11 protein-coding genes are annotated in these 11,638 nt (G+C 61.4%); 6 read left to right on the top strand and 5 right to left on the bottom strand.

All coding sequences use genetic code 11. From position 1 onward, the window contains the following. Nucleotides 1-9 precede the first annotated feature (9 nt). The 6 genes from ftsZ (at nucleotide 10) to mutT (ending at nucleotide 7,686) form a co-directional block, all read left to right on the top strand. On the top strand, nucleotides 10-1,161 hold the full coding sequence (gene ftsZ, locus KW821_RS11295; protein WP_042653218.1) for a cell division protein FtsZ: 1,152 nt from the start codon (nucleotides 10-12) through the stop codon (nucleotides 1,159-1,161). Between the two features lie 101 nt (nucleotides 1,162-1,262). After that, nucleotides 1,263-2,186 (top strand): UDP-3-O-acyl-N-acetylglucosamine deacetylase, encoded by a 924-nt coding sequence (gene lpxC / locus KW821_RS11300; RefSeq protein ID WP_042653217.1) that lies wholly within the window; start codon nucleotides 1,263-1,265, stop codon nucleotides 2,184-2,186. Nucleotides 2,187-2,326: 140 nt separating this feature from the next. Continuing rightward, a complete protein-coding gene (locus KW821_RS11305; protein ID WP_042653216.1) occupies nucleotides 2,327-3,232 on the top strand; it encodes a M23 family metallopeptidase in 906 nt (301 codons plus the stop codon). A 59-nt stretch (nucleotides 3,233-3,291) separates the two neighbouring features. Further along, a complete protein-coding gene (gene secA / locus KW821_RS11310; protein WP_218291516.1) occupies nucleotides 3,292-6,012 on the top strand; it encodes a preprotein translocase subunit SecA in 2,721 nt (906 codons plus the stop codon). A 73-nt stretch (nucleotides 6,013-6,085) separates the two neighbouring features. Further along, nucleotides 6,086-7,270, top strand: a complete 1,185-nt coding sequence (locus KW821_RS11315) for a tetratricopeptide repeat protein (RefSeq protein WP_218291517.1) — start codon at nucleotides 6,086-6,088, stop codon at nucleotides 7,268-7,270. A gap of 8 nt (nucleotides 7,271-7,278) precedes the next feature. Then, nucleotides 7,279-7,686, top strand: a complete 408-nt coding sequence (gene mutT, locus KW821_RS11320; RefSeq protein ID WP_042653213.1) for an 8-oxo-dGTP diphosphatase MutT — start codon at nucleotides 7,279-7,281, stop codon at nucleotides 7,684-7,686. A 56-nt stretch (nucleotides 7,687-7,742) separates the two neighbouring features. Here the strand turns inward: mutT and yacG are convergent, their stop codons facing one another. From yacG to KW821_RS11345, 5 genes are all read right to left on the bottom strand, one after another. After that, nucleotides 7,743-7,937, bottom strand: a complete 195-nt coding sequence (gene yacG, locus KW821_RS11325) for a DNA gyrase inhibitor YacG (RefSeq protein ID WP_218291518.1) — start codon at nucleotides 7,935-7,937, stop codon at nucleotides 7,743-7,745. 16 nt (nucleotides 7,938-7,953) lie between these two features. Then, complete coding sequence (gene zapD / locus KW821_RS11330) at nucleotides 7,954-8,676, bottom strand: cell division protein ZapD (RefSeq protein ID WP_218291519.1); 723 nt, start codon at nucleotides 8,674-8,676, stop codon at nucleotides 7,954-7,956. A 37-nt stretch (nucleotides 8,677-8,713) separates the two neighbouring features. Beyond that, nucleotides 8,714-9,328, bottom strand: a complete 615-nt coding sequence (gene coaE, locus KW821_RS11335) for a dephospho-CoA kinase (protein ID WP_042653210.1) — start codon at nucleotides 9,326-9,328, stop codon at nucleotides 8,714-8,716. An 18-nt stretch (nucleotides 9,329-9,346) separates the two neighbouring features. Then, the gene (locus tag KW821_RS11340) at nucleotides 9,347-10,219 is read right to left on the bottom strand and encodes an A24 family peptidase (protein ID WP_218291520.1); all 873 of its coding nucleotides are present in this window, start codon (nucleotides 10,217-10,219) and stop codon (nucleotides 9,347-9,349) included. Nucleotides 10,220-10,323: 104 nt separating this feature from the next. After that, nucleotides 10,324-11,565 (bottom strand): type II secretion system F family protein, encoded by a 1,242-nt coding sequence (locus KW821_RS11345; protein ID WP_218291521.1) that lies wholly within the window; start codon nucleotides 11,563-11,565, stop codon nucleotides 10,324-10,326. Between the last annotated feature and the right edge of the window lie 73 nt (nucleotides 11,566-11,638).

Genomic DNA, 11,638 nt, shown 5'->3' on the forward strand with positions numbered 1-11,638 from the left:
AGAGACAACATGTTTGAATTTATGGATAGCCACACTGACGAAGCCGTCATCAAGGTGATAGGTGTGGGTGGCGGCGGCGGCAACGCAGTCGAGCACATGGTTCGTCAAAACATCGAGGGTGTTGAGTTCATTACCGTCAACACCGACGCCCAGGCGCTGCGCAACTCCAGTGCCAACACCACTCTGCAGATCGGCGGTGGCATCACCAAGGGTCTGGGTGCCGGAGCCAATCCGGAAGTGGGCCGTGACGCCGCCATGGAAGACAGGGAAGCGCTGCGTGAGCTGCTGACCGGTTCAGACATGGTGTTCATCGCCGCCGGCATGGGTGGTGGTACCGGTACCGGTGCCGCGCCGATCGTGGCCGAAGTGGCACGCGAGATGGGCATCCTGACCGTTGCCGTCGTGACCAAGCCGTTCTCCTTCGAAGGGAAGAAGCGGATGGGCTTCGCGGCACACGGCATCGAGGAGCTGTCCAAGAACGTCGACTCCCTGATCACCATCCCCAACGACAAATTGCTGAAGGTGTTGGGTCGCGGCATCTCCCTGCTGGACGCCTTCAAGGCGGCCAACGATGTGCTGCTGGGTGCGGTACAGGGCATCGCCGAGCTGATCACCCGCCCGGGCTTGATCAACGTCGACTTCGCGGACGTGCGTACCGTGATGCGCGAGATGGGTACTGCCATGATGGGGACAGGTTCTGCCTCCGGTGATGACCGTGCCGAAGAAGCCGCAGAAAAAGCCATCTCCAGCCCGCTGCTGGAAGACGTGGATCTGGCCGGTGCCCGTGGCATCCTGGTCAACATCACCGCCGGTATGGACATGACCATCGAAGAGTTCGAAACCGTGGGTAACGCGGTCAAGGCCTTCGCCTCCGAGAACGCCACAGTGGTGGTGGGTACCGTAATCGACCCGGAAATGCACGACGAACTGCGGGTGACCGTGGTCGCGACCGGTATCGGTGCCGAGCGCAAGGCCGACATCACGCTGGTCAAGAACAACATGGTCCAAGAGCGTCCGGCCCGTCAGCCCCTGATCAGCGAAGCACTGCAGTCTCGCGTGATGGAAGAGGCCCCGGCCAAGGTGGTTAACGCCGAGCCGCAAGCTCGTCGCGAACCGGATTATCTGGATATTCCGGCGTTCCTGCGCAAACAAGCTGACTAAGCCTCTGATGGCTCTGGTTTGTTTGTTGCTTAAGGATTGTGCTAAGATGGCCCGGCAACGACCATCTGGTCCGGAATTTGAGCTGTTAAGCGGATACACCCATGATTAGACAAAGAACCTTGAAAACGAGTGTTCAGGCCACCGGTGTGGGCCTGCATTCGGGCCGGAAAGTCACAATGACGTTCCGTCCGGCGCCTGTTAACACAGGGATCGTTTACTTGCGTACCGATCTGAATCCTGTGGTAGCGCTGCCAGCCAACGCCGATCAGGTGCGCGATACCGTGCTTTGTACCGCTCTGGTGAACGAAGCCGGTGTACGCGTTTCTACCATCGAACACCTCTCTGCCGCCCTGGCCGGGATGGGGATCGACAACCTCTATGTGGAGGTTGACGCACCCGAGATCCCGGTGATGGATGGCAGTGCGCACCCGTTTATCTACCTGCTGCAAGAAGTCGGTATCCGTGAACAGAATGCGCCGAAGCAGTTCGTGCGGATCAAGCAGAGCATCCGGGTTGAAGACGGCGACAAGTGGGCGGAATTCCACCCCTATCGCAACGGCTTCAAGATGGATCTCGAGATCGATTTCCAGCATCCGGTGTTTGAAGGCCGCAACCAGCGTTGCGTGCTGGACTTCTCCGGTAGCTCCTTCGTGAAAGAGATCAGTCGTGCCCGTACCTTTGGCTTCATGCGCGACATCGAGTACCTGCGTTCCCAGAACCTGGCATTGGGCGGAAGCCTGGAGAATGCCGTGGTGCTGGATGACTATCGGGTACTGAACGAAGATGGTCTGCGGTATGAAGACGAGTTCGTCAAGCACAAGATGCTGGATGCGATCGGTGACCTCTATATGTGTAACCGCAGCATCATCGGCGAATTCCGTGCCTACAAGACCGGCCACGCCTTGAACAACAAACTGCTGCGTGCCTTGCTGGCCAAGCAGGAGGCCTGGGAACTGGTGACCTTCGAGGGTGAGGGCGAGAAAGCGCCCATCGCTTACTACGATAACGGTCTGGTTCTGGCCTGATAGCTGTGCAACAGGACGTCGGTCATCTCTCCGCACCGACGTCCTGTCATTTGTTTATTCCATCCTTTAATACCGATTATCTCCCGGTTTTATTGCCCGTGCAGGCTCCTGGCCGCACCTGACCGAGAAGACAGATTTCTATGAGCATTACCCTGATCCTCAACGGTAAGCAGCGCCGCAAGTTGCACTTACCCAAACAACGTCTGGCCTGGGTCGGCGGTATCCTCTTCTCCTTGTTGGCACTGGGTGGTGGTTGGCTCTGGCAGAGCTGGCACCAGCAGATGGAGGCGCTGGAAATCGCGCTGGCCAAGGCCGAACAGCAAAAATCCACGCAAGGGGCCGATGAAGCCCGTGAACAGCTTGCCATGCTGGCCGCCCAGGTGGGCACCATGCAGGGGCAACTGGGCCGCCTCAATGCGCTCGGTGAGCGGCTGACCGAAAAGGCCGATCTCGATCCCGACGAGTTCAATTTCAAGGAGCTGCCCCCGATGGGCGGTCCCTCCTATGATGCCGACTTGGAAGTCAGCCTCAACGAGCTGCAAGATTCCATGGCGCACCTCAACCGCCAGCTCAGTAGCCGTGAAGAACAGCTGTCGGTACTTGAATCTTTCATCATGAATCACCATATCACCGATGCCGGTTTCATTGCCGGTTCGCCGGTCAAGCAGGAGCGAGTCTGGATCTCCTCCGGCTTCGGTGGCCGGGTCGATCCGTTCAACGGTCGAGCCAAGATGCACAAGGGCGTGGATTTCCGTGGCAAGCCCGGCACCCCCATCATGGCGACCGGCAAGGGGATCGTCAGCTGGGCGGGCCGCCACCCGGAATTTGGCAACATGGTCGAGATTGACCATGGCAATGGTCTGGTGACCCGCTATGCCCACAACTCCAAGTTGTTGGTGGATGTGGGCACCCTGGTCGATGAGGGCCAGAAGATAGCCCTGATGGGGCGAACCGGTCGCGCGACCGGGGTGCATTTGCATTATGAAGTGTTGAAAGATGGTCGTCAGGTCAACCCCGCACGCTTTCTGAACGCCAGACGGGGTTAGGTTTTTTCTTCAGGTTCCAGTGACGGAACGCTCAAATATAACCAAAACAGTTGGTACCCATGATTAGCACACTGCTCACCAAGATTATCGGCAGCCGGAACGACAGAACGCTCAAGGCTTTGCGCAAAATTGTAAAACAGATCAATGCGATGGAGCCTCAGTTCGAGGCACTGTCCGATCAGGAGCTGCAGGCCAAGACCGCTGAGTACCGTCAGCGTCTGGAGCAGGGTGAGACGCTGGAGCAGCTGTTGCCGGAAGCGTTCGCCACCGTGCGCGAAGCCTCCCGCCGGGTGTTCGGCATGCGTCACTTCGACGTGCAGCTGATCGGCGGCATGGTGCTGAACTCCAACCGCATCGCCGAGATGAAGACCGGTGAAGGTAAGACTCTTACCGCTACCTTGCCGGCTTATCTGAACGCCCTGAGTGGTCGCGGCGTGCACGTGGTGACGGTGAACGACTATTTGGCCAAGCGTGATGCGGAGGCGAACCGCCCGCTGTTCACCTTCCTCGGCATGACGGTCGACTGCAACGTGCCCGGCATGGATGCGTCCCAGAAGCGCGACGCCTACGCCGCCGACATCACCTATGGTACCAACAACGAATTCGGCTTCGATTACCTGCGCGACAACATGGCGTTCTCGCCGGAACAGCGCGTGCAGCGTCCGCTCAACTACGCGCTGGTGGATGAGGTGGATTCCGTGCTCATCGATGAAGCCCGTACCCCGCTCATCATCTCCGGCCCGGCCGAAGACAGCTCCGAGCTCTACATCCGCGTCAACAAGCTGATCCCGCTGCTGGTCAAGCAGGACAAGGAAGACTCCGAGGAGTACACCGGTGACGGCCACTACACGGTGGACGAGAAGAACCGTCAGGCGCTGCTGACCGAAACCGGCCAGATCTTCGTGGAAGAGCTGCTCAAGAAAGAGGGGCTGCTGGCGGAGGATGACTCCCTGTTCTCCGCCACCAACATCAGCCTGTTGCACCACGTCAACGCCGGCCTGCGCGCCCATACCCTGTTTGAGCGCAACGTCGACTACATAGTGCAGAAGGACGAGATCGTCATCGTCGACGAGCACACCGGTCGTACCATGCCGGGCCGTCGCTGGTCCGATGGTCTGCACCAGGCCGTCGAGGCGAAGGAAGGGGTCAAGATCCAGAACGAGAACCAGACCCTGGCCTCCATCACCTTCCAGAACTACTTCCGTCTGTATGACAAGCTGGCGGGGATGACGGGTACCGCCGACACCGAAGCCTTTGAATTCCAACAGATCTATGGTCTGGATACCGTGGTCATCCCGACCAACCAGCCGATGGTGCGCAAGGACATGGGCGATCTGGTCTACCTGACCGCCCAGGAAAAGTATGCCGCCATCGTCGAAGACATTCGCGGTTGCGTCTCCCGCGGCCAGCCGGTACTGGTGGGGACCGTCTCCATCGAGAACTCCGAGCTGCTGTCCGGCATCCTGAACAAGGAGAACATCCCGCACAAGGTGCTGAACGCCAAGTTCCACGCCATGGAAGCGGAGATCGTCGCCCAGGCCGGCCAGATTGGCGCCGTGACCATCGCCACCAACATGGCCGGTCGTGGTACCGACATAGTGCTGGGTGGCAACTGGCAGGCCGAGATCGCCGCGCTGGAGAACCCGACCGACGAGCAGATCCGCGAGATCAAGGCCGCCTGGCAGATCCGCCACGATGAAGTGCTGGCCGCCGGCGGCCTGCACATCATCGGCACCGAGCGTCACGAATCCCGCCGTATCGACAACCAGCTGCGCGGCCGTTCCGGTCGTCAGGGTGACCCGGGTTCTTCCCGTTTCTATCTCTCCATGGAAGATACCCTGATGCGGATCTTCGCCTCCGACCGTGTCACCAGTATGATGAAGAAGCTGGGCATGGAAGAGGGCGAGGCCATCGAGCATCCTTGGGTGACCAAGGCCATCGAGAACGCCCAGCGCAAGGTGGAGGGTCGCAACTTCGACATCCGCAAGAACCTGCTCGAATTCGATGACGTGGCCAACGATCAGCGCAAGGTGGTCTATGAGCAGCGCAACGAGTTGCTGGATACCAACGACATCTCCGACACCATCCACGTCATCCGCGACGACGTCTATGGCAGCGTCATCGACGAGTACATCCCGCCCCAGTCCCTGGAAGAGATGTGGGATGTGCCGGGCCTGGAAGCCCGCCTGAAGTCCGACTTCTCGCTGGATCTGCCGCTGCAGCAGTGGCTGGCGGAAGATGACAAGCTGTATGAAGAGAAGCTGCGCGAGCGCATCCTGGAGGAAGCCACCAAGCTCTACGCCCACAAGCAGGAGCTGGTCGGCGTCGAGGTGCTGCGCAACTTCGAGAAGGCGGTGATGCTGCAGACCCTGGATGGCCTCTGGAAGGAGCATCTGGCGGCCATGGATCACCTGCGTCAGGGCATTCATCTGCGCGGCTACGCCCAGAAGAACCCCAAGCAGGAGTACAAGCGCGAGTCCTTCGATCTGTTCACCCAGATGCTGGAAACCCTCAAGCGCGACGTGGTCAGCATCCTGAGCCGGGTGCAGGTGCAGGAGCGCGACGTGGAGGCGATGGAAGAGCATCAGCGCCAGCAGGCGGAAGCGGCTCCCCGTACCTATACCCATGCCGCTGCCGAGAACCAGCTGGCCGACGAAGAGGCCCAGCCCGAAGAGGGTCATGTTACCTTCGTGCGTGACGAGCAGAAGGTCGGTCGCAACGACCCTTGCCCCTGCGGTTCCGGCAAGAAATACAAGCACTGCCACGGTCAGTTGACCTGATCCCTTGTCGTGATTCATGCACCGCCTCCGGGCGGTGCATTCATTTCAGGGCCACCATGGAAGGAGATAGACGATGAGCAAGGCGCCGACAGGGTGGGACGAAGCGGCCCATGCCAGCTGGTTGCAGGAGCGGCGACAGGAGGCCGTCCAGCTGGTGCTGGCACGACTGAACGGGGAACGCCTCAAACTCGCTCCCCTGCAACTGCAGTTTGCCTATTACCTCTTTCTGTCTGGCGATCCGGCCTCGGCCGCACAAGTGCTGGAGCTGGCTCATCAGACCGAACCCGATGACAACGAGGTGCTGCGCAACCTCTGTGTCTGTCTGTCGCGCTCAGGCCAATATGAGCGGGCGCTGCTGCGATTGACCGAGCTGGCACGGCGTGAGCCGAGGGAATATCTGGCTCAGGATGGCCTTTGCACCTCCCTCGCCAAGCTTGGGCGTCATGCCGAGGCGGCGCAGGCGGGCACCCGTGCACTGATCCTGAAGGATGAGGCGAGCGGCCAGCCGGCCGAGGGGTGGGAGCTGCCCGCAGGTGGCCCGGATACCTGGCTGGCCGAGCGCCCCGACCGGCAGAAGGTCATCGCCTTCTCCCTGTGGGGCAGCGAGCGGCGCTATCTGCGCGGTGCGCTCGACAACGTGCTGGCGGCGGCCTATCTCTATCCGGGTTGGCGGGTGCGTTTCTATGTGGATGCGAGCGTGCCGGCAGCCTTGCTGGCGCGTCTGCAGGAGCACGGTGCCGAGGTGCTGGTGCAGCCGGCCGGACAGTCTCTGCGCCAACGCCTGTGCTGGCGCTTCCTGGTGGCCAACGATCCCGGGGTGGGGCGCTTCCTGATCCGCGATGCGGATTCCGTGTTGAACATCCGGGAACGTCTCGCCGTCGATGCCTGGCTTGCATCGGAGCGCTGGTTCCATATCATGCGTGACTGGTGGAGCCATACCGATCTGGTGCTGGCGGGAATGTGGGGCGGGGTGGCCGGCATCCTGCCGCCGCTGACCCCGCTGCTTGCCACCTATCAACCGGGTACCATGGAGACACCGAACGTGGATCAGTGGTTCCTGCGCGACTGCCTGTGGCGCTATCTGCGCCAAAGCTGCTTGGTGCATGATCGTTGCTTCACCCCGCCCGGGGTGAGCCCCTGGCCACAGCCCGCCCCGAGTGGGAATGAGCATGTGGGGCAGGATATCTTTACGGCTCAGGAGGCGCAGCAGGCCAGTCGGCTGGCCCCCTGGATTGCCGCGTTGCCGTGCTTACGTTGAGGACAGAGATGGAACCGAAGAAACGGATCTGGGTGGCGGTCGGCGTCATCGAGAATGAGAAGGGCGAGATCTTCCTCGCCAAACGCTCCTCAGACCGCCATCAGGGCGATCGCTGGGAGTTCCCGGGGGGCAAGGTGGAGTCAGGGGAAGATCTGCTGACCGCGTTGGACAGGGAGCTGTGGGAGGAGATCGGGATTCGGGTACAGGATTGCGCTCCCTTCATGGAGCTGCACCACGATTATCCTGACAAGCAGGTGCTGCTGGATATCTGGAAGGTGACCCGTTTCAGTGGCGAGCCCTTCGGCAAGGAGGGGCAGGAGTGCCGCTGGGTGCCGCTGGCCGCCTTGCACGAATACAGGTTCCCGGATGCCAACGGCCCGATCGTGGCGCGGCTGCAGGCATCGCTGGCGGAGTAATTTGCCGGGGTGCCGATATTAAAAAAGGGCCCTGCGGGCCCTTTTTGGTATCTGGCTCATTGCCACTGCTCACCCTCATCCGGGTAGGGCAGCAGATCCGGATTGATCTCGCCCGGGATGCGCTTCTCTTCATCGGCCCATTCGCCGAGATCGATCAGCTGGCAGCGCTTGCTGCAGAAGGGACGAAACGGGCTCTGCGGGCCCCACTCTATCTCGGTTTGGCAGGTCGGACATTTCACCTTGGTGACCATATTGGCTCCTTGACCGTTAGCAACAGGCTAGCTGGAAGGGGACGTCGCCGATCTGCTGCTCCGTCGTCGGCAGGAAGCGCAGGGCGAACCGGTTCTTGTGACCGCTCAGGGTCGGATAGCAGGAGTGGTTGCCGAGGATGCGGATGCGGATCAGCTCGGCGCCCTCGGCGGTATCCTGGAAGAAGCCATTGGTGGCGACCTGGTCGCTGAAGTGGCCGGACTCGCGCCACAGCCGCAGCAGCAGGGAGATGGCGTTCATCAGCAGGTTGATGTCGCTGAGCCACTGTTGCATCTGCTGATGACGGGCGACGGCCGGGGTCGCCAGCCAGTGGTGCAGCTGTGGCACGTCGAAGGCGCACAGGCCACCCGGAATGGAGAAACGCTGACGGATGGAGCCGAGCAGGCGATCCTCTTTCAGGCGAGCACCGGGCCGTGGCGAATTGAGCAGGCTGCGGGAGAGCTGGGTGCTCTCCTGCTGCATCCGCTGGATCTGCTCGAGGTCGACCTCCGGCAGGCTGGCCCAATGGCTCAGTCGCTGACCGAGCCGCTCCAGATCCTTGATCAGATCGGCACGTAGATCGCCGCGCTCCAGCAATTCCTGCAGATCGAACAACCCCTTGAAGAAGGCGATGTGTGCCCAAGGCTGGTCACTCTCCAGATTGTCGCGGATCTGGGAAAACAGGGACTCCAGACGAAGATAGGTCCGGCTTTTTTCGTTGAGGGGGAAATCGTAAATCATGCCTAATCCTGGCCAGCCATAAACCGGCCTAGTGTACTCACACTTGGCGGGCTTGTTGAGTGGCAAATGCCAGATATGTCTCGTGCAGCGCCAAAATTCGCGCCAGGATGGTCTCACTTGTACCACTCTGGTTGTCCAGCACATCATCGGCCACCGCGAGCCGCTCGGCCCGGCTCGCCTGGGCGGCCAGAATGGCCTCCGCCTGGGCGCGACTCACCCCGTCCCGGCGGCAGGTTCGTTCGATCTGGGTAGCCTCATCCACGTCGATAACCAGTACTCGATCGGCCAGGGCCATCAACCGGTTCTCTACCAGCAACGGCACCACCAACAGGCAGTAGGGCGAGCTGGCCGCCGCGCACTGGCGCAGCATCTCGCTGCGAATGAGGGGGTGGAGCAGGGCGTTGAGCCAGTGTTTGGCCGCCGGCTCGCTGAAGATTCGCTCGCGCAGGACACGCCTGTCCAGTCGCCCCTGTTCATCCAGGATGCCGGGACCAAAATGGTTGGCGATGGCGGTCAGTGCCGGTGTGCCGGGCTCCACCACCTCGCGGGCGATCAGGTCGGCATCGATCACCTCGATACCCAGGGTCGCAAACTGGTTGGCGACGGTCGTCTTGCCGCTGCCGATCCCGCCGGTGATAGCTACTACATACATTGTCAGGGCACCCTTGTGTTAGAGGACGGTGTGCAGATACCAGCGGGTGATGCTATCGCCCCACAGCAGCGCGATCCAGCCCGCGATGGCGAGATAGGGGCCAAAGGGAATAGGGTTGGCTTGATGATGCCGACGCAGGGCGATCAGCGTGAGGCCGATCAGGGCGCCGATCAGGGAGGAGAGCAGCAGCACTATGGGCAGAGCCTGCCAGCCCAGCCAGGCGCCGATGGCGGCCAGCAGTTTGAAGTCACCGTAGCCCATCCCCTCCTTGCCGGTGAGCAGTTTGAAGGCCCAGTAGAGGCTCCACAGCACCAGATACCCGGCCATGGCCCCGATCACCGCATCTCCCAGCGGGACGAAGCCGCCCAGCAGGTTGAACAGCAGGCCCCCCCATAGCAGTGGCAGGGTGAGCTGGTCCGGCAGCAGCATCTTGTCCAGATCGATGAAGGTGAGCGCGACCAGCACCCAGGTCAACGCCAGAGCGGCCAGGGTGCCCCAGCCAGGGGCCAGTGTCGCCGCGACGGCCACCGACAGCAGGGCGGTCAGCAATTCGACCAGCGGATAGCGGACCGAGATGGGAGCCTGGCACTCTCGGCAGCGCCCCTTGAGCCAGAGCCAGCTCAGCAGGGGGATGTTCTCCAGCGCCGTGATGGGATGGTCGCAATGGGGGCAGCAGGAGCGCGGCACCATCAGGTTGTAAGGCGTGGTGGGGGCGGGGTCGGCATCGCTGTCAAAATAGCTGCGGTATTCCGCGTGCCACTCCCGCTCCAGCATGATGGGCAGGCGATGGATCACCACGTTGAGGAAGCTGCCGATCATCAGAGAGAAGAGAAACATCAGGGAGAGGTAGAGCCAGGGCAGGCCGTGGGCCAGTTCGATCAGAGACGCCATAATCAACCGTTTGTGTTGGGAAAGAGAGCCATAAAAAGTCACGCCCACGCCGGCTTATGCCGGCGGGGTTTGCCACCCGGGTCTGCAGGCCGGGTGGCAGGGCGTCAGTGTATCACAGAGCCCAGCTTGAAGATCGGCAGGTACATGGCGACGACCATGCCACCGACCAGCACCCCCAGCACCACCATGATGAAGGGCTCGAGCAAGCTAGTAAGGCCATCGACCATGTCGTCCACTTCCTGCTCGAAGATGGCCGCCACCTTGGAGAGCATGTCATCGATGGCGCCGGACTCCTCCCCGATCATCACCATCTGGATCACCATGTCGGGGAACAGGTCCACGGTACGCATGGCGACGTTGATCTGCATGCCGGCCACGACCTCGTTGCGGATGGCCATGATGGCGGTGCGGTAGACATAGTTGCCGGAGGCGCCGGCGGCCGAGACCAGGGCGTCGACCAGCGGGATACCGGCGGAGAAGGTGGTGGAGAGGGTGCGGGCGAAGCGGGCCATGGCCGCCTTGTGCAGGATGGAGCCCACTATGGGGATGGTGAGGATGAACCTGTCCGTGTTATCCCGTACCTTCTGGGAGCTGCGCCAGGCGCGCACGTAGAGAAAGATGGCGAGGGCGATGCCGCCAAAGATCGCATACCACCAATGCTGCATGAAGCGGGAGATGCCGATGACGAACTGGGTGAAGATGGGCAGTTCGGCGCCGAAGCTCTTGAAGATCTCCTCGAACTGGGGAATGACGAACAGCAGCAGGATGGAGGTCACTATGATGGCCACCAGGATGACCATAGCTGGGTAGAGCATCGCCTTCTTGATCTTGGACTTGAGTGCCTCGCTCTTCTCGCGGTAGATGGCGATCCGGTCGTAGATGGTCTCCAGCGCACCGGATTGCTCTCCCGCCTCTACCAGGTCGCAGTAGAGTGTATCGAAGTGGCGGGGGTGGCGGCGCAGGGCCTCCGACATGGGGGTGCCGGTTTCTACATCGGCGGCGATCTGGCCGATCAGGTCACGTACCGCCGCCTTCTCGTGGCCACGCGCGATGATCTGCAGGCTTTGTACCAGCGGCACACCGGCGGAGAGCATGGTGGTGATCTGGCGGGAGATGACGGCGATGTCCATCGGCTTTATCTTGGCGCCACCCTTGGAAAACAGCCCCTGGCTCTGCTTGCTGACCTTGGTGACGTTGACGCCCTGCTTGCGCAGCTCGTTCTTGACGGTGGTGATGCTGTCGGCCTGCAACTCGCCAGAGACCTTCTGCCCCTTGCGATTGACCCCGTGCCAGCGGAAGGAGAAGACCTTTTTGGGCGGGTTACGTTTTTGCGCTAATGTTGCCATCACTGCATCCTGCAATTGGGCGACGGTGGCCGGATGATATAGCTCCCTGTCCGGGCCGCCTTGGCTTGAAGAA

This window comes from Aeromonas sp. sif2416 (genome assembly GCF_019218665.1).
Taxonomy (GTDB): Bacteria; Pseudomonadota; Gammaproteobacteria; order Enterobacterales; family Aeromonadaceae; genus Aeromonas; species Aeromonas encheleia.